Raw genomic sequence first — 26,661 nt, forward strand, 5'->3', positions numbered from 1 at the left:
CGGCAGACGACCACCTGAATGCCTCATATGTGCCTGAATGCAGGCAGAATCTGGCCACAGCAAGGCAAACGCGGCCGCAAAATCTGCCAGCGTACCTGTAATTCTTCTGACATTCCCGTGAATTAAGGCACTTCAGGAGATACCTGATGTCTGTTGTTGACGCATTTGGAAACCGGAGCCCTAGGAAAGGGTTCGCCCGATCGCGACGAATTTTTCGCGCCTTTGCTTGCGGATTTCTTCCGGTTCGAGGCCCGACAATTCCTCAAGAGCGGCTTCGATTGACTTGCCGGCAGTATCGATCACGATTTCGCGCGCACGGTGCGCACCGCCCACCGGCTCGACGATAATGTCGTCGATCACACCAAGCTGCTTAAGGTCCTGGGCCGTGATTTTGAGCGCAGTTGCAGCATCCTGCGCCTTGGCGCTGTCCCGCCACAGGATGGAAGCTGCGCCTTCCGGCGAAATGACCGAATAAATGGCGTGCTCCATCATGAGCACCTTGTTGGCGGTCGCGATCGCGATCGCGCCTCCCGATCCGCCTTCCCCGATGACAACGGCGACCGACGGCACACCGAGACCAAGACCGATATCGGTGGACCGCGCAATTGCCTCGGACTGGCCGCGCTCTTCAGCGCCGCGCCCCGGATAGGCACCGGACGTGTCGACGAAGCTCAACAGCGGAATACCGAAGCGTTCCGCCAGTTCCATGATCCTGACTGCTTTCCGGTATCCCTCGGGACGGACCATGCCGAAATTATGCTTCAGCCTGGTTTCGGTGTCGTGGCCTTTCTCCTGGGCGAGAATGGCAACAGACTGACCGCGAAAGCGCCCGATCCCGGCGATGAGCGCATGATCCTCGGCAAATTTGCGGTCACCGGCCAGAGGCGTGAAATCTTCAACAAGTCCGGCGACATAATCGACCGCATGCGGCCGGTCCGGGTGCCGGGCAACCAGCGTTTTCTGCCAGGGGGTCAGCTTGGAGTAAAGGTCCTGAAGGGTCTGGGCGGACTTGGTGTTGAGCCGCTCGATTTCGCCGTCGACATTGACTGCTTCACCATCTTCCGCTGCGATTGCCCGCAGTTCCTGGATCTTGCCTTCAATATCCGCGACGGGTTTTTCGAACTCCAGATAGCTGTGCATGTACTTGTTTACCCGAAACATCCCGACCCGCCGGCTGTTGATCGACCGGTCCGGAAATCTGTTACAAAGGTGTTTCCACACCCAGATGGCGTAATGTGGAGCGCTGTATCAAGAGACGCAAGAGGGCGCAAGTCTCCGCCTGAACCTCTCGGACAATTCCAGATACCAGAACATTCCCGAAGCATGAGAAAGTGCGCGCGGCAACATATTCACGCACGCACGAGGATTGAGGTGTGAACTACCTGGCAGCCTGATCGCTACCGGCACCGTCTATCGTAAGCTTGCTGGCTTCCACCAGCAGTCGTCCATTCTTGGTGTCGATTGCGATACGATAAGGGACCAGAACGTTGTCCCGTCCCATAGGAGCAATCCAGACTTCCATATTGGCCTTCGCCATGTACTTGACGGATTCCTTCGACGGACGGTGACCGGCAACGGGTACCCATCGCGCCTTGCAAACAACCACGGTTCCGTCGTAGCCCCTGCCGGAGACTTCTTTTGTGCCTTCAAAACTCAGTTTGATATCGAAACGGGTCCAGCCGTCGAAAATCGGCAATTTACGGGAACAGGCCTTCGGTCCGAAGCTGTCCTTGGACCGTCTGACGGGCATCAGGGCCGCGCTGAGCGGATCGATCGCGTTGCGTTTGTGGCGCTTGGTGATCTTGACCCGTTCCGGATTCGGTTTGAACTGCGGCGCAACTTCCATGGAGCGGATATTGCGCGATCCCTGGTTCAGATTGACGTAAAAATCGAGATTGGACGCGTGGGACGCCATCCTGTACTTGGACGGGACGACCTTGGAGCCGACGAGCCAGCCCGAGGCTTCGGCACCGCCCTTGCCGGTCGAAAACAACGTGCCTATCCCAGCAGGGGCGACCGTAACCTTGGCCGAATAGGCGTTCCCCTGCATGACAAGCGACAGCGTGCCGCGCCCGATCTTGAAACCGGCCAGAGAGATTGAATAAACCCCGCCGACACCGTTCTTTTTGGCTTCCGCAGGCGCGACAAACAGCGCACCTGCCAGCAATGGGAGGACGACGAGGCGCCCGAATGACGTCAGACCAATCACTTTAACAAACCTCCGCACTGCCCCTCCGGCAGTGAACAACGCCCCCACGCCAACAATGTTCCGCCAAGCCAACCTTAGCATGAAAATCACCTGCCGAACGCAGTCAATCATTCTAAATTATGGTAACTCAGAGGTTAACATCTGAACTTGGCATAAATAAAACCACAGAATCATGCCAATGGGCAGGAGATGTCTTGACGTTGGCGCGAGCTGCCATTATAGCGGGGCAACTTTTTCCGAGAAATGCCGGAGACGATGTCGCCGGACCTCAGGTCCGCGCCGGTTCCGGTTTGGACATGCCGGGTTCCATGTAACGGCCCGGCCGCGAAAACAAAAGGTGATATCATGGCACGCCGTTGCGAACTTTCCGGCAAAGATGTGATGACAGGCAACAACGTCTCTCACGCAAACAACAGGTCCCGCCGCAGGTTTCTGCCGAACCTGTGCAACGTCTCTTTGATGAGCGAATCCCTTGGCGAGAGCTTCAAGCTGCGTGTCAGCGCCCACGCCCTGCGCTCTGTTGAGCACCGTGGCGGTCTGGACGCATACCTTCTGAAGGCATCCGACGACCAGCTCTCCGGCGCTGCCCGCAAGATCAAGGTCAGCATCAAGCGCAAGCAGGCTGACGCCGCCGCTGCTTGATCCAACCCTTTGGGGCAATTGAAATGACGGATACCCGGAGCTTCTCTGCGGGCCATCACGCCATCGCGATTCTCGCGATGGCGCTTGTCGTTGCAGCCTCCAATTACCTGGTGCAGTTCCCGGTCGAGCATGTTGTCGGTGGTATTAACCTGGCCGATACGCTCACTTGGGGTGCGTTCACGTACCCCATCGCGTTTCTGGTCACGGATCTGACCAACCGACGTTTCGGCCCTGTCGCGGCCCGCAAGGTCGTTGTTTCCGGCTTCATCCTGGCAATTGTCGTTCCGATGATTTTCTGGGCTGTCGACGAGGCCTTCACCACCCCCCGCATCCTGATTGCTTCCGGCACCGCGTTTCTTGTCGCCCAGCTGCTTGATGTCACGATCTTCGACAAGCTGCGCCGCCTGACGTGGTGGAAGGCACCGATGGCGTCCTCGCTGATCGGCTCCGTCATCGACACGCTGCTGTTCTTCGGCATCGCCTTTTCCGCAAGCTTTGCTTTTGTCGACAGCCTGTTCGGCATGGAGGACGGCTCGCTGGCCTTCCCGGTCCCGTTCCTCGGCATTGGCGGGGAAACAGAGGTTCTCCTCTGGATGTCGCTCGCGGTCGGTGACCTGATGGTCAAGATCCTCGTGGCCCTCGCCTTGCTGGCCCCCTACAGGATCATCCTGAATATCTTCAGGCCTGTGCCGAATGGTACAGCGGCGTAGATGCTGAATTTAAAAGGCACTTCAAGCTGTTTTTTTATTTAAAATCAATTGATTGAGTCGCTATCTAGTTTCAAAAATGAATAGCTGTTTTATACTCTTTGCCACTCACGCTTCGAAATACGGCTGGTTTGCCAACCGGTGTCGGATCATTCCTCCAGCCTGAACCGCAGGAAAACCGTGCGCTGCAAGATCGACCGGTTATTGTCCGACAGAAGCGTCAGGATCGTCTCTCCTTTGGAATTCTGGTGAACGGCTAAGGCTTCCATATTGTCGATCTGGTACTTGAAATCCGCTTCCAGGATGACTTTGCCCTCAGGCACGGCACCGGGTTTGATCGCCGCCCCGTCAATGCGTCTCAGACGCAGTCCGATCAGGTCACGCAGATTGAATCTCCGCTCCATGAGGATGAGGTCACCGTCCGGCAGAAAGGCCGCGTCGGTCGCATCAAAACGGTTGCTCCGCTTGATGGAAAAACGTTCGACGCCGTTCGGCCCGACGATATAGGCAGATAGGTCGTGGGCGTCGCTCTGGCTCGATTCCGCAATGGCAATCAGTTTGCCGGTCAACGCGCTGTCATCCGGTGCTGCGGCGAGCGATTCAAGGCCGGTATTGCGAGGCAGTGCGCGAATCTCGTCCGGCAGATTGACCTCGCCGATCATACGCTCCTTGCCAGTGATCAGCGGCCAGGGATAGTGGTAGATCGCATTCTTGGTTTCCGCGGAGACATAAAGACCAGATTCCGACAGTGTCAGCGCTTCCGTGTCATGACCCCATCTGGCCTGAAGCGTCTTGCCGTCGGTTCCCAATAGAGGGGTAAAGCGGATTTCACTGATATCAACTGGTTTGCCATCCGTCGTTTGCTTGATCGCACCGCTGACCCAGTGGCCATTGTCCGTCACCGCAAGAAAGGCGTTGCCATCATCAAGGCTGAGAAGTCCGGAAAGGCCGCCGATTTTCCTGTCGGAGGCCAGAAGCTCCAGACCACCAAGAAATGTCAGCGCTCCGAATTTTGTGTCGTCATGACCTATGTGAAACGTCTCTATGATCTTCGTCCGCGCCTTGACAGACCGACCTTCACTCAAGATCTCCTGCGCCAGGGCGACAGGCGTGTCCGCAACCCACACAGCAACGAATGCAGTCAGCACCAGAGCAAAACAGGAACTGAAATTCGGCAACCGACGCGCCATGGTCTCTTCAGAACCTATCGTCGGCCACCGCGGCGCCTGCCGCGGTTCTGATGATCCTGCTGGACCTCGTCGTCGAACAGATCCGCAAGCTGATCTGTCATGGCACCGGCCAGTTCTTCCGCATCCACGATCGTCACGGCCCGACGGTAGTAGCGGGTGACATCATGCCCGATGCCGATCGCAATCAATTCGACAGGTGACCGGGTTTCGATTTCCTCGATAACGTAGCGCAGGTGGCGTTCCAGATAGTTGCCCGGATTGACCGACAGGGTCGTATCATCCACCGGCGCCCCGTCGGAAATCATCATCAGGATGCGGCGTTGTTCCTGACGGGCGAGCAGACGGTCATGCGCCCACAACAGCGCTTCACCGTCGATGTTTTCCTTCAAGAGGCCTTCACGCATCATGAGGCCGAGGTTACGCCGCGCCCGGCGCCATGGCGCGTCTGCAGACTTGTAAATGATATGCCGCAGATCGTTCAGCCGGCCAGGGGTCGGCGGTTTGCCCGCACCGATCCAGCTCTCGCGCGACTGACCGCCTTTCCATGCCTTTGTCGTAAAGCCCAGGATTTCCACTTTCACGCCGCAGCGCTCCAGCGTGCGCGCAAGGATATCAGCACATGTCGCGGCGACCGTGATCGGACGCCCGCGCATGGAGCCGGAATTGTCGAGCAGCAGGGTGACCACGGTATCTCGGAAGTTGGTATCGCGCTCCTGCTTGAAGGCAAGAGGTGACATCGGATCGGTGACTGCACGTGTCAGCCGTGCCGTATCGAGCAGTCCCTCTTCCAGGTCGAAATCCCATGCGCGGTTCTGCTGCGCCATCAGCTTGCGCTGCAGGCGGTTCGCAAGGCGGGCGACAGCGCCCTGGAGATGCGTGAGCTGCTTGTCGAGAAAACCGCGTAACCGGTCCAGTTCAGCCGTGTCACACAATTCTTCAGCAGTGACCGTTTCATCAAACTGATGTGTGAATACCCGGTAATCCGTTTCAGGACGATTGGAAAAGGGCGTGTCCTGCCTGTCGTTCTCACCCGGCTCTTCCGAATCCTCCGCCATGTCCTGTTCGGCGAAGTCTTCCATATCGATGTCAGCGGCTTCGGTTTCCCCCGCTTCCTGCTCCTCGCCGGAAAGCTCCATCTCCTGCGGGGCGGCTTCCTGTTCGCCGGTGTCGTTTTCGTCGTCGCCGGTTTCGGCTTCCTCGTTGTTGCCCTGGTCTTCGTTCTGATCAGGGTCGCTGTCCTGATCCTGATCGCCAAGTTCATCGCCCATATCAAGCGATTTGAGAACATCTCTGAGGCGCGAGGCGAACGAATTCTGATCTTCAACCTCGGTCCTCAGCAGATCCAGTTCCTCGCCAGCCTTCTCCTCGACCCAGCCGCGCCACATGTCGACCAGGTTCGCCGCACTCTCCGGTGGAGGTGCACCGGTCAGGCGTTCGCGAACGATCATGGAAAGGGCATCCTGAAGCGGAGCTTCCTCCCGGCTTGAAATGTCCGGAGCTCCCGACTTGCGGAACCTGTCGTCCAGCATGACGGCAAGGTTCTCGGCAACACCCTGCATCCGCCGCGCGCCGACCGCCTCGCAGCGCGCCTGCTCCACGGCTTCGAAAATGGCTCTGGCATCAGAACCCTGCGGCATGTTTTTCGAGTGCACTGCCTTGTCATGACAGGCCATGCGAAGAGCCATGGAATCCGATAGTCCCCGTGTAACGGCGACATCCCGCGCATTGAGCTTGCGAGAGGGCTCCGGCAGACGGGCGGTCTGACCGCTCAGTCCCGGGCGATCACCTGAGAACACCACCTCAAGTTCCGCATCTCCGGCAATCGCCCGCATTGTTCCGCTGACCGACTGCTTGAAAGGTTCGGTCGACGGCGCGGGCTTGTTGCCCGGAAGTGTATTGTGACCGGGGCGCGGTGCCATGGGTTTCTCAGCTCATCACGACATTGACAGAGGATTCCGGCAGATCTTCCCCGAAACAGCGCTGGTAGAATTCAGCGACAAGGGACTGTTCCATATCATCGCACTTGTTGAGGAAGGTGAGGCGGAAGGCAAATCCGACATCACCGAAGATTTCGGCGTTTTCCGCCCAGGTGATGACCGTACGCGGGCTCATCACGGTCGACAGGTCGCCATTGACGAAAGCGTTGCGGGTCATATCTGCAAGGCGAACCATCTTCGAGATGGTGTTTCTTCCTTCGTCGGTCTGGAAGTGCTTGGCCTTGGACAAGACGATATCGACCTCGTTGTCGTGAGGCAGATAGTTGAGCGTGGTCACGATCGACCAGCGGTCCATCTGGGCCTGGTTGATCTGCTGCGTGCCGTGATAGAGGCCGGACGTATCGCCGAGGCCGACCGTATTCGCCGTCGAGAACAGGCGGAACGCACCGTGGGGCCGAATGACGCGGCTCTGGTCCAGCAATGTCAGGCGGCCCGAAGACTCCAGGATACGCTGGATCACGAACATAACGTCCGGTCGTCCGGCGTCATATTCATCGAACACAAGCGCGACATTGTGCTGGTACGCCCAGGGCAGGATACCATCCTTGAATTCGGTGACCTGCTGTCCGTCCTTGATGACGATGGCGTCCTTGCCGACAAGATCGATACGCGAGATGTGGCTGTCGAGGTTGACGCGGATACAGGGCCAGTTCAGGCGGGCGGCAACCTGCTCGATATGGGTCGATTTACCGGTGCCGTGATAACCGGTCACCATAACGCGCCGGTTATGCGCGAACCCCGCAAGGATCGCCAGCGTTGTTGCTCGGTCGAACAGATAATCCTCGTCGCGCTCCGGCACATGCTCGGACGGCGTGGAAAATGCCGGTACCTTGAGGCTGGACTTGAATCCGAAAACCTCTTCTACAGAAACTTCAGTGTCCGGCATGGCCATGGCCGCAGTCGTCGTCTCAGTCATCAGTCCTCCGCTGCCCCGGAATATTCGGGCAGGATCATTTGGGAAAAGCCGGCAGGACCCTGCAGGCTTAAAGGAAACCGGCTTTTTTCAGGACGTTGTAGGCCTGGATGATCTCCCGCAGTCGGTCTTCAGAAGATCGGTCACCGCCATTGGCGTCCGGATGGTTGAGTTTTACAAGCTCCTTATAGCGCGCTTTTATCTCGGCGCCACGGGCTGTGTTAGGCAGATTGAGCACATCCAGGGAACGTTTTTCAAGCGTTAGTAGTTTTCTTTGGCGCGGTCGGCGCACCTGTTCCGCGCGCTGCTGTGCATTATTGCGCATATTGGCGCGCGGGTCGTACCCGTCGGGGCCATCGGCGGCCTGCTTGTTGACGCCCATCTGCCAGGTAGGCCGGTGACCTGTCAGGCTGTCCTTTTGATAGGACCGGACGTCATCGTCACCCATTCCCATGAAGTAGTTATAGGACTTGTTGTACTCGCGTACGTGGTCGACGCAGAAATTGAAATATTCCCCTTCCCGGTCGCGGCCCTTTGGCGCCCGGTGCATACCGGGACGCTTGCAGCCCGGATGCTCGCACACAGGATGCTTGTCCTGCGCCGCGCGCTCCTTGTCGGGCTTCACTCTAATACTGTCGAAGAGTTTTGATTCCAGTTTCATGCGGTCGAATATCGAGTTCTATCAGATCGCGGACAAGCCGCTGGGTGTTGCATTTCCCCGGTGTCCAAAGTTAATTTCCGGGTTCCGATTCATTCAGGTCTCAAACAGCCCGACACCATATCAGTCGCGACTGTGCCAGCAAAGACTTGACTTTGAAAACTCCGGTCACACGTTGAGGATCATGAGCACAAAAGACACGATTTCCGCCAAACTGACGGCAGAGTTTTCACCGGATTATCTGAATGTGATCGACGAGTCCGAAAACCACAGGGGGCACGGCGGTTGGCGCGAAGGCGGCGAGACACATTTCAGGGTGCAGATTTCCGCGAAAGCCTTTGAGGGCATGAACCGTGTTGCCCGTCACCGGGCCATCCATGAAATTCTGGCCGAGGAACTTGCCGACAGCGTCCACGCGCTGGCTCTGGAAATCCGGACACCGGATGAGCCGGATCCGCGCGCAGCGCGCGTGGCCGGACAGGGTTGATCATCGCTTCTAGGCAGGAACCCGCGACGATTCGCCGCTTGTAGCGACGCGCGCCTGACCGAGCGGCATGATGCGCAGACGCGTGATCCGGTTTTTTTCGCGCCGCAGCACGGTAAAGCGGAAGCCGTGGAACGTGAAGATCTGGCGCTCTTCCGGGATCATTCTGGCTTCGTGAATCACCAGTCCGGCGATTGTCGTTGCCTCGTCGTCCGGAAGGCTCCAGTCCGCGGCACGGTTGAGATCCCTGATCGGAACCGACCCGTCGACGATCACCGAGCCGTCTGCCTGCGGACGCAGACCCTCAAGCTCAAGGTCATGCTCGTCGGCAATCTCGCCGACGATTTCTTCCAGAATATCCTCAAGCGTGACCAGGCCCATCACTTCGCCATACTCGTCGACAACGAGCGAGAAATGCGACTTGTGCCGCAAAAACGCGTTCAGTTGATCCTGCAGGCTGGTCGTATCGGGAACGAACCAGGTAGGGGATGCAATGTCGAGTATGTTGATTTTTGCCGCATCCCCACCTGCTGCATGGAGAGCCCTAAGCAGATCTTTTGCGTGCAGAACCCCGACGAAGTTGTCACTTTCGCCGCGCCAGAGCGGCAAGCGTGTATAGGGAGCCGCAAGCGCCGAGTTGACCAGTTTCGCGGCATCCTCGTCCGCATTCAAAGCCAGCATGTTGGTCCGGTGGACCATCACGTCGGAGACTTCCAGTTCGGCAAGATCCAGCAATCCGCCCAGACGGTCGCGTTCACCCTTTTCAAGGCCACCTTCGATATGCTGAAGATCAACCGCTCCGCGCAATTCATCGTGGGCGGACAATATGAATGCATCTGCGCCGATCTGAACACCGGCGAACCTCAGGATATGACGGACAATCCACTCCACGCCGACGACTACGGGGCCAAAGACGGCCACGACGATGCGCACGATGGGCGCTACCATCAGAGCGAAGCGTTCCGGATTGGAAATGGCCCAGGTCTTGGGCAGGACCTCGGCAAAAATCAGCACGAGTGCCGTCATGACAAGCGTTGCGATGGCGACCCCCGCCTCTCCGAAGAGCGACAGGAATACGGTAGTCGCCAGAGCTGAGGCGAGAATGTTGACGAGGTTGTTGCCTAGCAGAAGAGCGCCGATCAGCCGCTCACGGGAGGCGATCAGGCGGCTGGCCACGCGAGCGCGCCAGTCTCCGGTCTTCTCCAGCTGGTGCATACGGGCTCTGGACGCCGCGGTCAGCGCCGTTTCCGAGCCGGAAAAGAAACCTGACAGGAACAGGAGCACGAAGATGGCGGCGATCGCCAGCCAAAGAGCCGATTCCATCATGGTTCGAGTTTCTCCTTGAGGAATTCAGTTACGATAGCGGGGTCGACACCCTTTTCAACGAAGGCATGTCCGATCCCGCGCGTCAAAATAAAAGTCAGCGAACCCCGGCTGACTTTCTTGTCCTGGGCAATGATATCCATGAAGGTCTCGGCGCGAGGGAGCTGGCCCGGTATGTCTTGTAACCTGACAGGAAGTCCCACAGCAGTGAGATGCCTGTGTACCCGCATTACGGTGTCTTCACCGATCAGGCCGAGTCGCGCCGAGAACTCGTGAGCGAGCATTGTGCCGATGGATACGCCTTCACCATGTACAAGGCGCTCGGTTTCATAGGAAACCGCCGACTCAAGCGCATGACCGAAAGTGTGTCCGAGATTGAGAAGAGCACGCTGGCCTGCTTCAAGTTCATCGGCGGCAACAATGTCCGCTTTCGCCTGGCAGGATCGTGCAACGGCTTCATCTCTTTCCGGACCACCTGCAAAGATGGCTTTCCAGTTGACCTCCAGCCAATCGAAAAAATCCGCGTCGCCCAACAATCCGTATTTGGCAACCTCGGCGTAACCGGACCGGAAATCTCGTATTGGAAGCGTGTCGAGCACTGCTGTATCTGCCAGCACGAGAACCGGTTGATAGAAGGCGCCGATCAGGTTCTTGCCGTGCCGCGAGTTGATACCGGTCTTGCCGCCCACCGAGCTGTCCACCTGCGCCAGCAATGTGGTCGGCACCTGAACGAAAGCCATTCCACGACGGGTTGCGGACGCCACGAACCCCGCCAGATCGCCGACGACGCCGCCACCCAGCGCGACAATTGCATCGCCGCGTTCGAGGCGGGTGGCCAGAACGTCATCGCACAGCCGTTCGAACTCGCGAAAGCACTTGGTGGATTCGCCGGCAGGAACCGTCAGCACGGTGTGCACGATGCCTGCTGCGTCCAGACTGGTTGAAAAGGCGTCCAGATGCAGCCCGGCGACGGTTTTGTCGGCAATCACGCAAAGACGTGCCCCCGGCAGAACAGACACTATTTCGGCACCTGCTGTCTCAATCAGTCCCCGGCCGATCTTGATGTCATAACTGCGCGTATCAAGGTCAACGCGCACTGTATTTCTGTCTGATGTGGCCGGTGCCGCGATCGTGTCTGCCATGTGGTCGAAAGTCCAAGTGTCGGGTATGAAATCAGGTATGAGGCGTCGATGAGGTCAATGTGTCCTCATGTTGAAGTAGATAAGCAGCCATGGCGACAATGATCTGATCCACGACCGCATCGTGGGGAACATCCTTGGATGTTACCGTCAGCGCTGCTGTTGCATAAACCGGCTCCCGCTCGTCGAGCAACTGACGCATCGTTCCTTCCGGATCCGCATTTTGGAGCAAAGGCCGGGTTGCACGCCGCCTGACCCGCGCCATGACTGTATCAAAGTCCACTTTAAGCCAGACCGACAAACCGTGTTCCGAAATCTCGGTTCGGGTCGTTTCGCTCATGAATGCGCCGCCACCCGTCGCAAGAACCTGGGGCCCTTCTCCGAGAAGCCTCGCGATAACCCGCTCTTCACCGCTGCGGAAATAAGGCTCGCCATGTGCCGCAAAAATTTCGGAAACCGTCATGTTGGCTGCGCGTTCTATCTCGGAGTCAGCATCGATGAACTCAAGGCCGAGTCGCTGCGCAAGCCGCTTGCCGACTGTTGATTTTCCGCATCCCATGATGCCGACGAGCACGATCGACCGGGAACCGAGCGCTGCGACGAGCCGGTCGGGATCTACCGATTTTGCATTCAGTCCTGCGGTATGCACGTTCAAGTCCCGTGTCTTGTCGTTTTCAGTCATGGCTGCGTTGTAACATATTCGCTAAAAAAGACACGTCGTGGAACATCGTCAACGAAATTCTTTGCGAGCCTTGCGCTTGCCGCTGCGTTTTTGAAACAATCCGGTATTCGATTCGCCCGGGAGATCACATTTGCCGACCCTGACCCGCCTGTTGCTTGTGCTGATTCTGCTTGGCGCGCTTGGCTATGGCGCAATCTATGCCTTGGCAAATTTCGTCGATCCGCGTGAGCGGGAAATCACCGTCAGGGTAAAAAAGGACGGATTCGGACGCTAGGTCTCACACCCGCAAATGAAGTTGTAAGCGCCGGATACAAGGAACTTCCGCCAGACGAAGCACGAAGTGTGCCTGCCCTTGTAAAAGCGGACTGATCCGGCAGATCCAGGCGGTTCTGGCCGTGCCTTGCGATGGTGTGAATTTGCCGGACAACAGGGCTGCAAGCGCTTGAAAACCGGACAGTTTCCTGCAAGCTTACACTTCCGGCAGTGTCAGGAATGGTGAGAACCGGTATTCCGTCGGTGGTCGGATCCAACCAAGAACTGAGCCATTTTATGTTTGGGCGTCCAAATTGAAAATGGCCGTTCTTGCGGACAAAAACTCCTCCACCGTTTCAGTCTCAATTGCGAAGGCGTGACCTAGGATCTGAACAAATGGCAACCGGCTTCGACCTGGAGAACTTTCTGGAAATGCTCGCCGCCGAAAGGGGGGCGGCAGACAATACGCTCGACGGTTACCGGCGGGACCTTGAGGACTTTTCCGGCTTTCTCGGCGGAAAAAAGATCGCAGTCGCCCAAAGCAGCGATGTTTCCGCCTATCTGAGTGATCTGACCAGGCGAGGCTTTGCAGAAACCTCCCAGGCCAGACGCTTGTCGGCCCTGAAGCAGTTCTTCAAGTTTCTCTATTCCGAAGGCATTCGCCAGGACGACCCTACGCGCACATTGTCTGCTCCCAAAAAGCGCGGCAGTTTGCCGAAGGTCATGTCGATGGACGAAGTCGACAGGTTGATCGAGTGCGCGAGAGTGGAGACGGAAACTCCTCAGCGCAGCGCAGCGGCACGACTTCGGGCCCAGCGGATGTATACGTTGATCGAGGTGCTCTATGCGACAGGACTGCGCGTATCGGAACTGGTAGCACTTCCCGTCAGGGCCGCCTTGCGCGACACGCGACTGATCGAAATCAAGGGCAAGGGTGGCAAGGAACGCCTCGTGCCTTTGTCGCATGCAGCACAGGCCGCCATGAAAGACTATGTCGGTCTTCGTTCAGCCGAGGGTGCCTTTGAGAAAAGCCCCTGGTTGTTTCCCTCGCACGGAAACAGTGGTCACTTGACCAGACAGCATTTCGCCCGTGAACTGAAGGATCTCGCAACCAAGGCCGGGCTGGATGCCACCAAGGTGTCGCCGCACGTGCTTCGACATGCCTTCGCATCTCATCTTCTTCAAAATGGCGCTGATCTGCGTGTTGTTCAGCAACTGCTGGGCCACGCGGACATCTCCACGACACAGATCTACACGCATGTTCTGGACGAGCGCCTCCGCGAACTGGTTGAAAGCGCGCATCCGCTGGCGCAGCGCGAATAAGACGCCCTATTGCACTGCAGCAATCCGGGCCTTAAAGTCCCTGCCTAAAAAAATAGCATCGGATCTGGAATATGCTGCAGCCTGCCGGCGATTATGACACGCTGAAAACCCGCTTCCAGTGGTCGCTGCCTGATACATACAATGTGGCGGGTGTGGTCAGCGATGCTTGGGCTGCAAGCGATCCTCAGCGGCTTGCAATCCGGCATATCCATACAAACGGAACCGCCGAAGATTGGACACATCAGGCGCTGAACCGGGTCGCCAATCGGCTTGCAAACGCGTTCAGGTCTCTCGGAATTCGCCCTGGTGACCGCGTTGCGCTGCTTTTGCCGCAATGCCCGCCGACTGCTATTGCGCATTTGGCTGCCTATAAACTCGGTGCAATCGCGGTGCCTCTCTCGGCCCTCTTCGGGCAGGATGCACTGCGGTACAGATTATCCGATTCAGGCGCCAGGGTCCTTGTCACCGATGCCGCGGGTTTGGAAAAGCTCGACGAAATACGCAACGACCTGCCCAATCTGGAATTTGTTGTGTCGGTGGATGAAGCCGGTTCGAAGGATCTGTCGTTCAACGCTCTTGCCGAGAAGGCAAGTGATCGATTTGAAACACTTGCAACGACCCCGGATGACCCCGCCCTGATGATTTATACGTCCGGCACGACCGGCCAGCCCAAAGGCGTGCTGCACGGGCACCGGGTGCTGATTGGCCATATGCCGGGCATTGAACTTTCCCAGAATTTTCTGGGCAGATCCGGTGATCTCCTCTGGACTCCTGCCGACTGGGCCTGGGCGGGCGGTCTGTTGAACGCGCTGTTTCCGGCATTGAAACTGGGCGTTCCGGTGGTCTCTTTTGCTTCGCGGAAATTCGACCCGGAGTTTGCATTTCACTTGCTGGAAAGCCAGGGGATAAGGAACGCGTTCATACCGCCGACAGCCCTGAAAATGCTCCGTGCCGTTGATAATCCGGCGAAACGATTCACGTTGAGCTGGCGCAGCGTCGGGTCGGCCGGCGAGTCCCTCGGCAGGGAAACCTACGATTGGTTCGCGGAAGAATTCGGCTTCCATGTCAACGAGTTCTACGGACAGACAGAATGCAACGCCGTCCTGGGATCCGCAGCATCACTTGGTGTTACCAGAGCCGGCGCGATCGGAAAGGCAACGCCTGGACATGACGTCGCGATCATCGATGACGGTGGGAACGTGCTGCCGGCGGAGGCATTGGGCCAGATTGCCATACGAAGACCTGACCCGGTCATGTTTCTGGAATACTGGAACAAGCCGGAGGCGACGCAGGAAAAGTTCATCGGTGACTGGATGATCACCGGCGACCAGGGCCTGATGGATGAGGATGGCTATGTACATTTTGTCGGCCGTGACGATGACATCATAACGTCTGCAAGTTACCGGATTGGTCCTGGCGAAATAGAAGACTGCCTGATCAAGCATCCGGCAGTCGCGCTGGCCGCCGTCGTCGGCAAACCCGATCCGCTGCGAACCGAGATCGTCAAGGCCTACGTTGTCCTGCGGCCTGACAATGCCGAGAGCGTTGGGCTTGAGGACAATATCAGGGGCTTTGTCCGGGACCGCTTGTCAGCACATGAATATCCGCGTGAAATTGAATTTGTCGAAGACCTTCCCATGACCACCACTGGCAAGGTGATCCGCAGAAAACTGCGCGAACTGGCACGCTCCGAAACAGTCTGACCGGATTTTTGCATCAGGATTTCAGCTTCGCCCTGACCGTGCGAGCAACCCGACGGAGTTTCTGTTCGAAAGCCATATCAGCCGCGCAAAGACTGTTTTTCAGATCACCCAGAGGCTGGTTGGCCAGCAGCAGCGTCCCAATCTCCAGGCGGCCACGCCAGAGAGGTTCGATCATCGAATGTCCCGGGATCGCAAGGGAGTCTGCATATCTGAAACCGGATTGCGCCAGATTTTCCCGGAATGTGTAAAGAACCAGCTGGGCACCAGGCGAATAGCGCGCATAGCCCTCGTCAAACGCAATTTTCCAGGAAAAGACACAGCCGCCGTCAACAAATGAGACGAGCGACGCGATAAGACTGTCGCCTGCGCGCAGTTCGTCGATCCGGATTTTGTCCGAATGTGCGCACGAAGCAATCACGCCACGTGAAAAGGCCGCGGTCTGTGGATTGCTGCCCAGCGCGGTTTCCTCCCGCCCCTTCCATCCGGACGCTTCAAGCTCAAGAAACTGTTCGAAACACCCGAGTGTCCTGGCACCGGTAACGCTCGACAGGTTGACGGTTCCGTGATCCTCGAGCCGGCGAAGGAGACGGCGCATTTCCTTGCGCCGCTTGCCTTTGAAGGCGTCTTCCAGCTGTTTTTCACCTTCGTCCCCGCCTGCATGGCTTGCCCGTTCAAACCGGGCTGTCTTCGCAACGTTCATGTTCTCCAGGTTCGTCAACCGCATTGCAACGCCTGAAGCCATTGGCAAGAACGGAACGGCCAAAATGCCGGCACCGCCGGCAGCCGTGTTGACGAATGTCTTTATCTGTTCATCGTCGGCCTGCGGAGACATTAGCGGCGTTCCGAGTGGGGAATATTCCGTCGTCCAGACCATGGCAACCGGAAGAACGAGCCCGGCCGGACATCGTCGGATAGGAGCGGCCATCAACCAGCGGCCAGTCGGTCTCTCTCTCAAGGCCAACAAGCGGATATTCCGCGCACTCATGTTCCTCAGGAACGGCTGCAGGAATGAAGGGTTGAAAAACGGGTTCGGATCAACTGCTTCATCGCACAGGGTCTGCCAGGCCTCGACCGGTGTATTTTCGCCTAGCGGATCGAAGAAAACAGTTTCGACCATTGATGTGCCTGAGGCGTCAGTCTTCATCCGCGCGCCCTCCGCTCGAGTACATCAAGGGCACAACAAATGTCGTCACATTCAGCTTCCGCTTCGCGGCAATGGCAAGCGCCGACGCTTCAAGGAATATCGCGCAACTGGTCGCGATTGCGGCACCGGCGAGCCCGAACAGTGGTATGAATATCAGGTTGAGCAGCACGTTGAACACAAACGTCACGGCATATATGCCGGCGCAGGTTCGCTGGTGACCGGTCATGGACAGCAATGAATCCGCCGGCCCGACCGACGCGCGTGCCAGAACGCCGATCATGAGGAGCGCGATCAACGGATAACCGCTTTCGAAACCGTTGCCGAATAGCCGCAGCAACAGCGGGGCGACAATCAGCAAACCCGCACCGGCCAAGAGAGACGGCCAGAATGTCCAGAGCGTCGCCTGCCGGGTATAGGTTGCCAGACCTTTCAGGTCCTGATTGTGCGTATAGGCGGAAAAACGGTGTGCCGATGCTGCCCTGACAGCGAAATAGACAAAATGCACCAGGGCCAATGTTCGTGACGCAGCAAAGTATACAGCGACCTCATCCGGACTTTGGAAGAAACTGACCATGATCACGTCGGCACTGGTGATCAGTTGGAGAAAGCCTTCCACCATCAGCATTGGCAGGGAAACCACGACCCATGATTTCAGCTCGACCCTTGACGGACCGGGCGGGATCTGCTGCGGCAGGCGTTTTCTGAGATGAAAATACTGGTATCCTGCTACGAGCAAGGTCGCCGCGACGGCAACAAACGCCGCTGTTTCCGCGGAGGCCGGCCGACCGGCGAAGACCGCGGCCACCAGCAGTAAAAGGATGGCAAGCGGCCTCCAGATGTAGGTCGGGAGCATTGCGAGTGAAGGCCAGTCGTAACTGCGGGCAATCCCGTCCTGTACGAGGCCAAACGCGAAAAACGGCAGGGCCAGAAACACGATTATGAGTGGCTGATTGTAGGAAGGGTCTATTGCCGGACGCAAAAGGTGGACCAGTCCGATTCCAATCACAGCTGCGCCAATGCCTATCAGAAATGCAATCAGGCGGCTCGCCTTCAGGAAACCGCGCAGCGCGGCAAGATCTCCGGCTTGGCGGTACTGGGGAATGAACCGGCTGGCCGATGTCGAAAACCCCCCACAGGCCATCACGCCCAGAATGATCACGACCGTCCAGGCAACCGAATAGATGCCGTAGTCATGTGCGCCCAGGAGACGTGCCAGGACAATCTGTGACAGATAGGCCAACGCAGCGCCGCCGACACGCACGGCAAACGTGGACACTGCCATGCGTCCTGCCGTCTGTTGGCCTGAAGGACTTCCACGTTTGAGGAATCCGAGTTGGTCTATGCTCTTACCGAGCCCCTGAAACCAGGTGGCGTCTTGAAAACGCTTCGTCCAGGAATGGGCGGTAAATCGCACGTTCAGGGTCCTTGAGAAAATCACCCCGTATTTGTGACATGTGGGACTTAATATTCCGTGGCTTTGAATTGACCGGCACGGAATCAGCTTCACAGATGCGTGATACCCCTTTGGCTGGCTGTGTACCCGAACTTCGCTGCGGCATCGTCACAGGCACCAGGTCCAGATATGGACCAATTCCGAAACCGAGGGCCGGTTTGGCTTGCTGAACCCATGTTCCTGCAAGGCCGCAGATATCGTGTTCCTGTTCCGGATCAGCTGCAAATGAGAAGAACAGATTGCAAAATGATCCGTTGACATTCATGAAAGAATGAGAACAAATAGGGAACAATTTATTGGACAAACAGGATCATGAAACACGGATTGTCGTTTGTTCAATTGGATTGATCTTCGCGGATTCGGAAGGTTGCCTCCCCTACGGTCCGCCCTACGATCCGGTCCCTGTGACGCCGCCAAGCTCAGGGACCGGATCTTTTTCTTTCAACCGAAAATTCCGATGGTAAATTCGAATTAACCATAATTCTCAATTACGTGGCGGAATCCCTTGTCCTTTCTTGCTCGCGAAATAAAAAAAGTTTATAGAGTCTTAAAGTTCTCTTATGGGAACCAAAAAAACGGACAATGTGCACACAAGCGAGTGTTCAGGACACACGTTGGCGGTCAAATTTCATCGTCGGCATTCAGCTTGTTATTTGAGGTGACTACCATGATGAAATCGATAATGGCTGCGACCGTTGCCGTGACCGCCCTGCTTGGCGCAAATGCAGCGAATGCGATGATCGTAAACGGCGATTTTGAAGACACGACCACCCTGGACCCAACCGGACTGGTTAAAGGCAACAAGCTTTCAAATCTCGCCACAACCGGTTCGTCCTGGGACGTTTTCAGTGAGATCAGTGGCTGGAAGACCACTGCCGGAGCCGGCATCGAGGTTCAGACGAACCGGACTTTGGGCTCCATCGACGCTCATTCCGGTCAGCATTATATCGAACTGGACAGTCACCCGAAGCCAAACTCGAATTCGACAATGGAACAGGAAGTTTCGCTCGGCGTTGGAACTTATGAGCTTTCCTTCTGGTATAGTCCACGCACCAACGATGCGAGTTCCAATGGCATCGAGTATTCGGTGAGCGATGGTCTCTTGTCCGGCTTCATAACCGGTCCGGGAGCATCTCCGGATACTTCTGTTGGTGTCTGGACCCTTGTAAAGTCACTGTTCAAGGTCGACACCGCAGGCGACTATTCACTCTCATTCGCAGCCACCGGGAAACAAAACACACTTGGCGGCTTCATCGATACGGTGAATTTGACCGCGGTGCCGATCCCGGCAGCCGGACTGTTGCTTCCGGTAGGTGTTGCAATGCTCGGATTTGCAGCCCGCCGCCGCAAATCGGCCTAAGCGAAGACACAGCGGCAAAAAAAGTGCGGCCCTTGCGGGCCGCATGTGTTTTGGAAACGACTGAACCTGGCAATCTATCTGATTTCGATGCGCCGTGCTGCTCAGTTGCTCCCTATCGAATGAAACGATCCCTAGGCGAACTGACGCCAGAATTGATAGGATCGATCCAGCCGATCCAGTTTCTTGCTTTTTTCGGACGGCTCAATATCTCTGCGATTGAGCAGAATTTCGATCTCTTTCCTGAGTTCATCCATGTGTTTGTTTGCATATCTCAACAAATGAAGTCCTCCGCTTAAACAACGTTGCGTCTGAACAAAAGATGTTGTTTCGCAAAGGCATATGCAAATTAAATATTATTCATAACTGTGGATTTATATATTTTTTGAATTTAGTAAATCTGATAAAATAACTCGCAAGATCTTTTCTATACATTCTACACAAGAAGTTATTTTGTAATATCCGCAAACAGTTTTGATGTCAGATCATCAAACCAACCTGGTTGACCCTGGACGCGCGCTATCAACATGGCACCTTCGAGTTGCGCCAGAATGGCAAAGCTCTGTTTTTCGAGATCAGTATCAGAAAAATCGCGACCCAAAGTGCTGTTCTTCAGCCCGGTTTTCAACCAGAAGGCTGTCCGGTTGAAAAATGTTCTTGCCTCTTCAACAACCGCTGCAGGCAATCCGGCAGATTCCGCAGCCAGGACACCACACAAACACATCTGCCCATCCTGTCCCAGGGCGGTGGCAAATACGGTACTAAGTCTTCCAACCGGTCCTTCGGCCGTTATTTCCGGTGATCCCGGATCACCGAGCGTCTCCATGAATTGGTCCGTGTATCTCTTGGCAACCCGGGCACCGAGATCGGCTTTCGTCGGAAAATAGTAGTGCACGCTCGAACTCTTCACCCCGACACCGGACGCGATATCGCGGAAACTGAACCCGTTGTATCCGTTTTGACGGATCAGGGTCTCTGCCAGATCGAGAATTTTGGCTTCGGTGTCTGCAATCGGCGCGTTCACGGGTCAACCTCTTTATCTACCAACTGATAGATAGGGGTTGACAGAACCCTTTGCAACACTGATATGTCGATCATCAAATCTATCTATCAGTAGGTAGATAAAATAACGTGCCGAATGTGAGGAATGTGGAAATGATGGATTCAATCGCAATAATTCAAGGTGGCACCTCCGGCATGGGACTGGCCACTGCACACCGACTGGCAGCACGCGGCATTCCGTTGATCCTGATAGGTCGAAGCACAGAAAAACTTGCCGGTGCGAAATCCGACATCGAAAACCGTCACAATGTTCCAGTTGAAATCTGGCAGGCAGATGTAACCGACACACGGGATGTGGACGGTCTCATAAGGAATATCGAGAACCTTGACGGAGCGATTGGATATCTGGTCAACGCGGCCGGATATTTCAGTCCGAAACCGTTTCTGGACCACACGGGCGAAGATTTTGATCTGTACAACGCCTTTAATCGCGGCACGTTTCTGATCACCCAAGCGATTGTGCGCAAAATGGCAGGTGCCGGAAAAGGTGCAATCGTCAATCTCGGCTCCATGTGGGCGCATCAAGCCGTCAAGGCCACACCATCTTCTGCCTATTCCATGGCCAAGGCCGGCCTGCATGCCTTCACCCAACACCTGGCAATGGAGCTCGGGGACCAGGGCATCCGTGTCAACGCCGTTGCTCCGGCGGTTGTGGAAACGCCCATATACGGCGCATTCATTCCCGAAGAACAGATTTCAAAAACACTGAAGGACGGATTTGATGCGTTCCACCCGCTTGGTCGCATCGGAACTGCTGACGACGTCGCGTCCACTGTCGACTTTCTGTTGTCGGACGAGGCCAGTTGGGTCACCGGTGCGATCTGGGATGTCGACGGCGGGGTCATGGCGGGCCGGAACTAGCCGATCGAAAAAATTCTTACCGGAGTTGCCCCCATCGTGTGGCTCCGGTGGGGCCCGGACCCCTGATTGAAGCTGATCCACCTCGTTTTGGCTGTGCGCTGGAAAGATGCACGCGGAAAGAACGGTTCATTTTCAAGAGCTTCACAACTATGCGGTGAGACAAGACAACCAAATCCGAAAGACGGTTGCTCTGCTTCACAAGGAAACACCACACTAGTGTGCCAGCGCTTCGACATAGTACCAGTTGCCGGCTTTCTTCCGAAAGCGGCTACATTCCCGGTGCGTATTCAGTTTGCCACCTGACAGATACCTTGCTTCGAACAACACCGTTCCTTCACGATCTGCCGCCCCGCCCTTTTGCACGTCAAGAACGGTCAATCCGGTCCAGTGATTTTCAGCAGCCCATTTCGCAGTGGCAACCTCATCAAAACCACGCAGATTTTTCGGCCAAAGGGTGTCTCTCAGATACGATATGTCCTGACGCACAAAAGCTGTGTAACGGGACCTCATCAAGGCTTCGGCGGTTACAGGGACCGAAGCCCGGGAGAGATAAGGTCCGCAGCAGGCATCAAAGGACTTGCCATCACCGCAGGGGCATGTTTTTTCCGTCATCCCGGCCTCTGGTTCTCCTGTCATTCTTGCGCTGTCTACCACCAGGCGTGCCTTGCCGCTATCGTCTGAACAGGAATTTCCCGGGGGCATCATTCATGAAACTTGCCACATTCAACATGGAATCATTCGGGTTCGACCGGTATGACGCCACCGCGCTGAAGCCGCGGCTGGACGCGTTGCGTCCAAGGATCATGGAACTCGAAGCGGACATTCTCTGCCTTCAGGAAGTAAACGCACAAAAGATCAAGGGTTCCTCCCATCGCCAGTTTCCGGCGCTTGAACGCCTGCTGGCGGGAACTCCCTATGAGACCTATCATCGAGTTGCCAGCGAACGCGCTCCCGGCAAGGGCCCCGGCGACAAGCACAATCTTGTCTTGTTGTCGCGATATCCGATATCGGAGCATGAGAGCCTGTTTCAACAGCACGCAAACGCGCCGCTCTGGCAACCGACAACAGCCGATCCGGCATACGAAACTCCCGAAGCCATCACATTCGAACGTCCCATCCTGAAATCTGTCGTCGATTTCGGTTCGGCAAAACCCCTGCACCTCTTCGTGGTTCATCTGCGCGCGCCGATCGCGGCGATGATCCGCGGCGGCAAGAACCCGGACCGTTCCTGGAAAAGTGCTTCAGCCTGGGCGGAAGGCTATCAGCTGTCGGTCCTGAAACAGACCGCTCAGGCCCTCGAGCTTCGCCTTTCGGTCGAGAAGCTGTTTGATGAAGACGAAGAAGCCCGGGTTGTCTTGACGGGCGATTTCAATGCGACAGGCGACACAGGCACGTTGCGGTTGCTGCGCGCCGACCCGGACGACACGGCGTCACCTGAATTCGAAAACCGCCGACTGTTTCAACTCGACGCCTCGTTGCCGCTCGACCGGCGGCAAACCGTCATCCACAAGGGCAGGGGTCAGGCGCTCGACCATATACTTGCAAGCCGGGCAATGACGGATAGGACTGCTGACGTTCGGGTCTTCAACTGCGGACTGCCCGACGAGGTCCTTGATGCGGGTGATGACGGATATGCTGGATCCTATCACGCGGCGATGCGTGCGGAATTCGAACTATAGGCCGGATTGTTCACTCAGGCGCGAGCGAACTGATGTATTTCGCCAGGTTCGCGATTTCCCTGTTGCCCAGGCTCATGTTCGGCATCTTGGGATGAGGGTCGGCAAGGAATGTCGCCAGTGTCGCCTCTGTCCAGTCCGGGTCTTTCGCCATGTCATAGAAACTCGGAAGGGAAACGCTTGTCGCCATTGGCTGGTCCTCGGCAACAAGATGGCACGCAGAACACCATTGAAGCGCGAGAGCCTTACCGGCTGCCGCGTCGGCGGCCAACGCAGGGCTAAGAGCGCCGGAAAGGCACAAAACCGCCACCATCATGCCCTGCAATCCAACGCGATGACCCTTGGCCAGAAAAGATTGTGGTGCTTCCTGTTGCCGAACCATGAATTCTCCCTCCTGCGCTTCTGATGAAGACGTGAATTGCAGTGTGTCGGTTTCCTGTTGCACTCACCTTGCGGTGAGTCAAAACTTGCAAAATACCGACAACCTGCGCGCGCTTTTTTGTTGCCTCTCTAGCGCCCGTCAGACAGACTTCGGAAATTCCGAACAAGGGAGATTGATATGGGACGTCGTCTGAAAACCGTCGTTTGCGCTGTCGCAGCGGCCATGCTTGCCATGCCACCTGTTGCCGTCACCGCACAGGATGCTCCCATCTACGCCCTGACTGACCTGTTTCATCCGGTCACGGCACAGAACGGCATGGTTGCAAGCCAGGAAGCCGTTGCCACTTCTGTCGGGCTCGAGATCCTCAAACAGGGTGGGAATGCCGTGGATGCCGCCATCGCGACCGGCTTCGCGCTCGCCGTCACGCTTCCGCGCGCCGGCAATCTTGGCGGCGGTGGTTTCATGATGATCCACATGGCCGAAAGCGGTGAAACCCAGGCACTCGACTATCGCGAAAAGGCACCCTCCGGCGCCTCCAGGGACATGTTCCTCGGACCGGATGGCGAACCCGACAAGCAGAAGTCGAGGTTTTCCGGCCTGGCAATCGGTGTTCCCGGAACCGTCGCTGGATTTGCGGACGCTTTTGCCAGATACGGCAGCGGCAACGTAACCTGGGCAGAGTTGGTCGCGCCGTCGATCGAACTTGCCGGTTCCGGAATCACGGTAACTCCGGGTCTATCTTCCGCTCTTGGCGCCAGGGCAGAACGTCTGACGAAGGATCCGGCTACCGCGGAGATTTTCTTCAAGGCAGGCCCCATTCCCTATTTGCCGGGCGAAACACTTGTGCAAGCGGATCTCGCCCGCACGCTGCAGCTGATTTCCGAGCAGGGAGCAGAGGGTTTTTACAAGGGTGACGTCGCCGAAAAGATTGCCAAGAAGGTTCAGGACGCCGGTGGCAGCATGACCGTCGAAGATCTCGCGAATTATGAACCGGTCTGGCGCGAGCCTGTGACGGGAAACTACAGGGGCTATGACATCGCTTCGATGCCACCGCCGTCGTCCGGCGGTGTGCACATTGTGCAGATCCTGAACATTCTGGAAAATTTTCCGATGAATGAATTCGGTCCGAATTCGGCCGACTCGATCCATGCCATGTCCGAGGCCATGCGCCTGGCCTATGCGGACAGGTCGGAATATCTGGGGGATCCGGACTATGTCAGCGTTCCTATCAAGGGATTGACCTCGCCGGACTACGCCGCGGAATTGACGAAAACCATTCAAATGAATGTTGCAAGACCGTCGGAAGACGTGAAACCCGCGGACCCGCTTCCCTATGAAAGTAATGAAACCACGCACTATTCGGTCGTCGACAAGGACGGGAACGCAGTTTCAAACACTTACACGTTGAACTTTTCTTATGGTTCGGGCCTGACAGCTGACGGAACCGGTGTCCTGTTGAACAATGAACTCGACGACTTTTCCGCCAAGCCCGGCGTTCCCAACGCCTATGGCCTGATTGGCGGTATGGCCAACGCGGTCGAGGCCGGCAAGCGACCCTTGTCATCCATGAGCCCGACCCTGGTGTTCAAGGACGGCAAGTTTCTGTTGGCAACCGGTTCACCGGGCGGCAGCCGGATCATCACAACGACGTTGCAGATCGTCCTGAACATTGTCGACCACAAGATGAACATCGCCGAAGCGACGGTCGCGCCGAGGATCCACAATCAGTGGCTTCCAGACGAAATTCGGATCGAAGAGGGTGTTTCACCGGATACAGTCAAGCTTCTGGAAGACCGTGGACACAAGGTCGTCGTCAAGAACGCCATGGGGTCGACGCAGTCGATCATGAATGTCGGCGGCGTGCTTGCCGGTTATTCGGACCCCAGGCGTCAGGGCGCCCTGACAGCAGGTTACTAGGCTTTGGGAGGATAGTGCCTGTTGAGGGTGCTCTGGCTGTCGAGATCTTTCAGGTGCCGGAAGAAACTTTCTGCCGACACCGCCAGAAACGACACCAGGAGCACCCCGATATAAGTCGAGTGCTCGAGCAGTTCGGCCCGATCCCCCACGATGACGTCGAAAATCGTGAAACCGAGAAAAACGGCAATCGAAACGGTGATTGCCAGATCCGTGCGATAGGCAACGCCGGGCTCACCCCGCAGGAGCTTGATTGCCGCCCAGACAAAAAAGCCGGCCGCTCCGAATTCAACAAGTCCGGCAAAGATCAGCGTTGCCTCGACAAGTGCCGGGTCCAGCGCAAGCCTGTCGAAATACATGGTGAATTTTTCAACGCGGTGATTCCCCCACCAGTGAACGAAACCGACATTCTGGCGCGCGAAGAACTTGTCGAGGCCGTTCAGCAGCCAGAAGAAAAACCAGAAGACAATGACAACTGCGGTAATAGGTTGGCGAAGTGCGTGCATGACGGATGCCGTTTCATGTGGTCCGGATCAGTCACTGACTAACAGAAAGCCGTTGAAGATTGGTTAGCGATCACATTCGCGTGAGCGCAGTGTTCACTCGATCGTTGTTTCGGAACAAATCGTACCCAGTTGCCGGTCCGCCGAAGCTCAGCTTGCATCCCGCCGGAAGGCTTTGGCTACCATCGAGGCGAAGCGTTGATCAAGACGGATCCGGTCCTGCGCATTCATGTCGGGCCAGACAATCTGTGAGCCGACATAAGCTGCATATTCGAGTTGGGCAATTTCTCTTGCAAGGCTGTCTTCCAGACCCGCATCCCGGTAAAGGCCCACGACAAACTCGGTTCTGATCCGGTCGACATCCTGGACAATCCGCCTCGCAATGGAATTTGACTGGGAAAATTGTCGAACCGCTCTTTCAAGGTCCTGGTCCAGCATGTTGGCAACATCCGACAAGGTCTTTGCGCGTTTGTCGTGCGGTTGCTGCATGATCGCATCCGCCACATCAAGGGTGTTTCGCTGTTTCCACTCCGAAAACAGCTCTTTGAGGAAAACATCGTGATCGGCAAAATGGTGGTAGAACGACCCCCTTGTCCGTGCGGCGGCGTTGCAAAGGGCTTCGACCGTAAGCCCGGATCCGCCTTCTTGCGCAAGACACGAGAGAGCAAGGTCCAGCCAGTCCTTTTTTGCAAAGCGTTTCCTTGAACTCATCAGGCTCCACCGGCCGCACCGAAAACCGCAATCGGCAGGAACAGCCAGCCTTGCGGCATCGCTTTGTAGGACTGTTTCTTCATTGGGGGAAGCACCAACCCGAGAATACAGAATGATGCCGCCAAGAATGTCGCCATCCATCCGAGTTCCCAACTTTCAGGATAGATCGCCGCGATCGCGAACATCAGCGAGATTGCGGCAAGCGCGATGGTCACGAGATGCCAGCAGTAGTAGCTGACATATTTAGGCACCGGTGCGAGATCAACCGCGTTGAGCAAGGGGACGGCAATTTCCCGACCTCCGAGGAACGTGTGGATCAGGCAGGTAAGCGCGGACAAGCCGGCAGCCAGGGCGAGAAATGTATTCATATCAATCT

General features: G+C 56.6%; 27 protein-coding genes. 10 read left to right on the forward strand and 17 right to left on the reverse strand.

Annotated elements, in window-relative coordinates:
• Window positions 1–180 precede the first annotated feature (180 nt).
• Entirely contained in the window at window positions 181–1,140 is a 960-nt protein-coding gene (locus ACO6TI_RS02845; RefSeq protein ID WP_055115563.1) for an acetyl-CoA carboxylase carboxyltransferase subunit alpha, read from the reverse strand.
• A 238-nt stretch (window positions 1,141–1,378) separates the two neighbouring features.
• Window positions 1,379–2,209 carry a DUF3108 domain-containing protein gene (locus tag ACO6TI_RS02850; RefSeq protein WP_209000533.1) on the reverse strand — a complete coding sequence of 277 codons (831 nt, stop codon included), beginning with the start codon at window positions 2,207–2,209 and terminating at the stop codon, window positions 1,379–1,381.
• Between the two features lie 345 nt (window positions 2,210–2,554).
• Between ACO6TI_RS02850 and rpmB the strand changes: the two genes are divergently transcribed.
• Window positions 2,555–2,851, forward strand: a complete 297-nt coding sequence (rpmB, locus tag ACO6TI_RS02855) for a 50S ribosomal protein L28 (RefSeq protein ID WP_029062583.1) — start codon at window positions 2,555–2,557, stop codon at window positions 2,849–2,851.
• A 23-nt stretch (window positions 2,852–2,874) separates the two neighbouring features.
• Entirely contained in the window at window positions 2,875–3,561 is a 687-nt protein-coding gene (locus tag ACO6TI_RS02860) for a queuosine precursor transporter (RefSeq protein ID WP_055114696.1), read from the forward strand.
• Window positions 3,562–3,707: 146 nt separating this feature from the next.
• Here ACO6TI_RS02860 and ACO6TI_RS02865 read toward each other — a convergent pair whose 3' ends face one another.
• The 4 genes from ACO6TI_RS02865 to ACO6TI_RS02880 form a co-directional block, all read right to left on the reverse strand.
• Window positions 3,708–4,748, reverse strand: coding sequence for an esterase-like activity of phytase family protein (locus tag ACO6TI_RS02865; protein WP_422384309.1), 1,041 nt, complete (start codon window positions 4,746–4,748; stop codon window positions 3,708–3,710).
• Window positions 4,749–4,762: 14 nt separating this feature from the next.
• Complete coding sequence (gene cobT, locus ACO6TI_RS02870; protein ID WP_055114700.1) at window positions 4,763–6,667, reverse strand: cobaltochelatase subunit CobT; 1,905 nt, start codon at window positions 6,665–6,667, stop codon at window positions 4,763–4,765.
• Window positions 6,668–6,674: 7 nt separating this feature from the next.
• Window positions 6,675–7,661, reverse strand: a complete 987-nt coding sequence (gene cobS / locus ACO6TI_RS02875; RefSeq protein WP_029062587.1) for a cobaltochelatase subunit CobS — start codon at window positions 7,659–7,661, stop codon at window positions 6,675–6,677.
• 67 nt (window positions 7,662–7,728) lie between these two features.
• Window positions 7,729–8,319, reverse strand: coding sequence for a DnaJ domain-containing protein (locus ACO6TI_RS02880; RefSeq protein ID WP_055114702.1), 591 nt, complete (start codon window positions 8,317–8,319; stop codon window positions 7,729–7,731).
• A 181-nt stretch (window positions 8,320–8,500) separates the two neighbouring features.
• Between ACO6TI_RS02880 and ACO6TI_RS02885 the strand changes: the two genes are divergently transcribed.
• On the forward strand, window positions 8,501–8,803 hold the full coding sequence (locus tag ACO6TI_RS02885) for a BolA family protein (RefSeq protein ID WP_055115567.1): 303 nt from the start codon (window positions 8,501–8,503) through the stop codon (window positions 8,801–8,803).
• Between the two features lie 9 nt (window positions 8,804–8,812).
• On the opposite strand, the gene ACO6TI_RS02890 is transcribed toward ACO6TI_RS02885, so the two are convergent.
• The 3 genes from ACO6TI_RS02890 to ACO6TI_RS02900 are packed head-to-tail and all read right to left on the reverse strand — an operon-like array spanning window position 8,813 to window position 11,944.
• Window positions 8,813–10,126, reverse strand: coding sequence for an HlyC/CorC family transporter (locus ACO6TI_RS02890; protein WP_104702527.1), 1,314 nt, complete (start codon window positions 10,124–10,126; stop codon window positions 8,813–8,815).
• Entirely contained in the window at window positions 10,123–11,265 is a 1,143-nt protein-coding gene (gene aroB / locus ACO6TI_RS02895) for a 3-dehydroquinate synthase (RefSeq protein ID WP_422384310.1), read from the reverse strand. Before aroB ends, ACO6TI_RS02890 begins: the two co-directional genes overlap by 4 nt.
• Before the next feature lie 31 nt (window positions 11,266–11,296).
• Window positions 11,297–11,944, reverse strand: coding sequence for a shikimate kinase (locus ACO6TI_RS02900; RefSeq protein ID WP_196877803.1), 648 nt, complete (start codon window positions 11,942–11,944; stop codon window positions 11,297–11,299).
• Between the two features lie 130 nt (window positions 11,945–12,074).
• Between ACO6TI_RS02900 and ACO6TI_RS02905 the strand changes: the two genes are divergently transcribed.
• From ACO6TI_RS02905 to ACO6TI_RS02915, 3 genes are all read left to right on the forward strand, one after another.
• Window positions 12,075–12,218: a hypothetical protein gene (locus tag ACO6TI_RS02905; protein ID WP_172670721.1), complete on the forward strand. Its 144-nt coding sequence runs from the start codon at window positions 12,075–12,077 to the stop codon at window positions 12,216–12,218.
• 374 nt (window positions 12,219–12,592) lie between these two features.
• The gene (gene xerD / locus ACO6TI_RS02910) at window positions 12,593–13,519 is read left to right on the forward strand and encodes a site-specific tyrosine recombinase XerD (RefSeq protein WP_196877804.1); all 927 of its coding nucleotides are present in this window, start codon (window positions 12,593–12,595) and stop codon (window positions 13,517–13,519) included.
• 71 nt (window positions 13,520–13,590) lie between these two features.
• Window positions 13,591–15,222: an AMP-binding protein gene (locus tag ACO6TI_RS02915; protein ID WP_422384311.1), complete on the forward strand. Its 1,632-nt coding sequence runs from the start codon at window positions 13,591–13,593 to the stop codon at window positions 15,220–15,222.
• A 13-nt stretch (window positions 15,223–15,235) separates the two neighbouring features.
• Here the strand turns inward: ACO6TI_RS02915 and ACO6TI_RS02920 are convergent, their stop codons facing one another.
• Together ACO6TI_RS02920 and ACO6TI_RS02925 are read right to left on the reverse strand one after the other, a co-directional pair.
• On the reverse strand, window positions 15,236–16,366 hold the full coding sequence (locus tag ACO6TI_RS02920; protein ID WP_422384312.1) for a GNAT family N-acetyltransferase: 1,131 nt from the start codon (window positions 16,364–16,366) through the stop codon (window positions 15,236–15,238).
• On the reverse strand, window positions 16,356–17,648 hold the full coding sequence (locus tag ACO6TI_RS02925; RefSeq protein ID WP_422384313.1) for an oligosaccharide flippase family protein: 1,293 nt from the start codon (window positions 17,646–17,648) through the stop codon (window positions 16,356–16,358). Before ACO6TI_RS02925 ends, ACO6TI_RS02920 begins: the two co-directional genes overlap by 11 nt.
• A gap of 838 nt (window positions 17,649–18,486) precedes the next feature.
• Here ACO6TI_RS02925 and ACO6TI_RS02930 point away from each other — a divergent pair.
• Window positions 18,487–19,179 (forward strand): VPLPA-CTERM sorting domain-containing protein, encoded by a 693-nt coding sequence (locus ACO6TI_RS02930; RefSeq protein ID WP_055114717.1) that lies wholly within the window; start codon window positions 18,487–18,489, stop codon window positions 19,177–19,179.
• 445 nt (window positions 19,180–19,624) lie between these two features.
• On the opposite strand, the gene ACO6TI_RS02935 is transcribed toward ACO6TI_RS02930, so the two are convergent.
• Window positions 19,625–20,200 carry a TetR/AcrR family transcriptional regulator gene (locus ACO6TI_RS02935; protein ID WP_422384314.1) on the reverse strand — a complete coding sequence of 192 codons (576 nt, stop codon included), beginning with the start codon at window positions 20,198–20,200 and terminating at the stop codon, window positions 19,625–19,627.
• A gap of 131 nt (window positions 20,201–20,331) precedes the next feature.
• Here ACO6TI_RS02935 and ACO6TI_RS02940 point away from each other — a divergent pair, with 131 nt between their 5' ends.
• Window positions 20,332–21,099 (forward strand): SDR family NAD(P)-dependent oxidoreductase, encoded by a 768-nt coding sequence (locus ACO6TI_RS02940; protein ID WP_055114721.1) that lies wholly within the window; start codon window positions 20,332–20,334, stop codon window positions 21,097–21,099.
• Window positions 21,100–21,312: 213 nt separating this feature from the next.
• Here ACO6TI_RS02940 and ACO6TI_RS02945 read toward each other — a convergent pair whose 3' ends face one another.
• The gene (locus tag ACO6TI_RS02945; RefSeq protein WP_282045949.1) at window positions 21,313–21,711 is read right to left on the reverse strand and encodes a YchJ family protein; all 399 of its coding nucleotides are present in this window, start codon (window positions 21,709–21,711) and stop codon (window positions 21,313–21,315) included.
• A 95-nt stretch (window positions 21,712–21,806) separates the two neighbouring features.
• Here ACO6TI_RS02945 and ACO6TI_RS02950 point away from each other — a divergent pair, with 95 nt between their 5' ends.
• Window positions 21,807–22,778 (forward strand): endonuclease/exonuclease/phosphatase family protein, encoded by a 972-nt coding sequence (locus ACO6TI_RS02950; RefSeq protein WP_055114723.1) that lies wholly within the window; start codon window positions 21,807–21,809, stop codon window positions 22,776–22,778.
• Between the two features lie 10 nt (window positions 22,779–22,788).
• Here ACO6TI_RS02950 and ACO6TI_RS02955 read toward each other — a convergent pair whose 3' ends face one another.
• Window positions 22,789–23,157, reverse strand: a complete 369-nt coding sequence (locus ACO6TI_RS02955) for a c-type cytochrome (RefSeq protein ID WP_306359827.1) — start codon at window positions 23,155–23,157, stop codon at window positions 22,789–22,791.
• Between the two features lie 177 nt (window positions 23,158–23,334).
• Between ACO6TI_RS02955 and ggt the strand changes: the two genes are divergently transcribed.
• The gene (ggt, locus tag ACO6TI_RS02960; protein ID WP_422384315.1) at window positions 23,335–25,074 is read left to right on the forward strand and encodes a gamma-glutamyltransferase; all 1,740 of its coding nucleotides are present in this window, start codon (window positions 23,335–23,337) and stop codon (window positions 25,072–25,074) included.
• Here the strand turns inward: ggt and ACO6TI_RS02965 are convergent.
• From ACO6TI_RS02965 to ACO6TI_RS02975, 3 genes are all read right to left on the reverse strand, one after another.
• Window positions 25,071–25,577: a hypothetical protein gene (locus ACO6TI_RS02965; protein WP_029062601.1), complete on the reverse strand. Its 507-nt coding sequence runs from the start codon at window positions 25,575–25,577 to the stop codon at window positions 25,071–25,073. The genes ggt and ACO6TI_RS02965 overlap by 4 nt on opposite strands.
• 147 nt (window positions 25,578–25,724) lie before the next feature.
• Window positions 25,725–26,285 carry a TetR/AcrR family transcriptional regulator gene (locus ACO6TI_RS02970; protein WP_104702536.1) on the reverse strand — a complete coding sequence of 187 codons (561 nt, stop codon included), beginning with the start codon at window positions 26,283–26,285 and terminating at the stop codon, window positions 25,725–25,727.
• Complete coding sequence (locus ACO6TI_RS02975) at window positions 26,285–26,653, reverse strand: hypothetical protein (RefSeq protein WP_055114727.1); 369 nt, start codon at window positions 26,651–26,653, stop codon at window positions 26,285–26,287. Before ACO6TI_RS02975 ends, ACO6TI_RS02970 begins: the two co-directional genes overlap by 1 nt.
• Between the last annotated feature and the right edge of the window lie 8 nt (window positions 26,654–26,661).

Source organism: Roseibium album, assembly GCF_965233825.1.
Lineage (GTDB): Bacteria > Pseudomonadota > Alphaproteobacteria > Rhizobiales > Stappiaceae > Roseibium > Roseibium album.

What these genes read in the sequence shown, in the direction of transcription:
- aroB (WP_422384310.1), bottom strand. Translation starts at nt 11,265, where the DNA reads ATGGCAGACACGATCGCGGCACCGGCCACATCAGACAGAAATACAGTG.
- ACO6TI_RS02965 (WP_029062601.1), bottom strand. Translation starts at nt 25,577, where the DNA reads ATGCACGCACTTCGCCAACCTATTACCGCAGTTGTCATTGTCTTCTGG.
- rpmB (WP_029062583.1), top strand. Translation starts at nt 2,555, where the DNA reads ATGGCACGCCGTTGCGAACTTTCCGGCAAAGATGTGATGACAGGCAAC.
- ACO6TI_RS02845 (WP_055115563.1), bottom strand. Translation starts at nt 1,140, where the DNA reads ATGCACAGCTATCTGGAGTTCGAAAAACCCGTCGCGGATATTGAAGGC.
- xerD (WP_196877804.1), top strand. Translation starts at nt 12,593, where the DNA reads ATGGCAACCGGCTTCGACCTGGAGAACTTTCTGGAAATGCTCGCCGCC.
- ACO6TI_RS02900 (WP_196877803.1), bottom strand. Translation starts at nt 11,944, where the DNA reads ATGACTGAAAACGACAAGACACGGGACTTGAACGTGCATACCGCAGGA.
- cobT (WP_055114700.1), bottom strand. Translation starts at nt 6,667, where the DNA reads ATGGCACCGCGCCCCGGTCACAATACACTTCCGGGCAACAAGCCCGCG.
- ACO6TI_RS02915 (WP_422384311.1), top strand. Translation starts at nt 13,591, where the DNA reads ATGCTGCAGCCTGCCGGCGATTATGACACGCTGAAAACCCGCTTCCAG.
- ACO6TI_RS02945 (WP_282045949.1), bottom strand. Translation starts at nt 21,711, where the DNA reads ATGACGGAAAAAACATGCCCCTGCGGTGATGGCAAGTCCTTTGATGCC.
- ACO6TI_RS02955 (WP_306359827.1), bottom strand. Translation starts at nt 23,157, where the DNA reads ATGGTTCGGCAACAGGAAGCACCACAATCTTTTCTGGCCAAGGGTCAT.
- cobS (WP_029062587.1), bottom strand. Translation starts at nt 7,661, where the DNA reads ATGACTGAGACGACGACTGCGGCCATGGCCATGCCGGACACTGAAGTT.
- ACO6TI_RS02925 (WP_422384313.1), bottom strand. Translation starts at nt 17,648, where the DNA reads ATGGCAGTGTCCACGTTTGCCGTGCGTGTCGGCGGCGCTGCGTTGGCC.
- ggt (WP_422384315.1), top strand. Translation starts at nt 23,335, where the DNA reads ATGGGACGTCGTCTGAAAACCGTCGTTTGCGCTGTCGCAGCGGCCATG.
- ACO6TI_RS02930 (WP_055114717.1), top strand. Translation starts at nt 18,487, where the DNA reads ATGATGAAATCGATAATGGCTGCGACCGTTGCCGTGACCGCCCTGCTT.
- ACO6TI_RS02880 (WP_055114702.1), bottom strand. Translation starts at nt 8,319, where the DNA reads ATGAAACTGGAATCAAAACTCTTCGACAGTATTAGAGTGAAGCCCGAC.
- ACO6TI_RS02865 (WP_422384309.1), bottom strand. Translation starts at nt 4,748, where the DNA reads ATGGCGCGTCGGTTGCCGAATTTCAGTTCCTGTTTTGCTCTGGTGCTG.
- ACO6TI_RS02860 (WP_055114696.1), top strand. Translation starts at nt 2,875, where the DNA reads ATGACGGATACCCGGAGCTTCTCTGCGGGCCATCACGCCATCGCGATT.
- ACO6TI_RS02885 (WP_055115567.1), top strand. Translation starts at nt 8,501, where the DNA reads ATGAGCACAAAAGACACGATTTCCGCCAAACTGACGGCAGAGTTTTCA.
- ACO6TI_RS02890 (WP_104702527.1), bottom strand. Translation starts at nt 10,126, where the DNA reads ATGATGGAATCGGCTCTTTGGCTGGCGATCGCCGCCATCTTCGTGCTC.
- ACO6TI_RS02950 (WP_055114723.1), top strand. Translation starts at nt 21,807, where the DNA reads ATGAAACTTGCCACATTCAACATGGAATCATTCGGGTTCGACCGGTAT.
- ACO6TI_RS02940 (WP_055114721.1), top strand. Translation starts at nt 20,332, where the DNA reads ATGATGGATTCAATCGCAATAATTCAAGGTGGCACCTCCGGCATGGGA.
- ACO6TI_RS02970 (WP_104702536.1), bottom strand. Translation starts at nt 26,285, where the DNA reads ATGAGTTCAAGGAAACGCTTTGCAAAAAAGGACTGGCTGGACCTTGCT.
- ACO6TI_RS02975 (WP_055114727.1), bottom strand. Translation starts at nt 26,653, where the DNA reads ATGAATACATTTCTCGCCCTGGCTGCCGGCTTGTCCGCGCTTACCTGC.
- ACO6TI_RS02920 (WP_422384312.1), bottom strand. Translation starts at nt 16,366, where the DNA reads ATGAAGACTGACGCCTCAGGCACATCAATGGTCGAAACTGTTTTCTTC.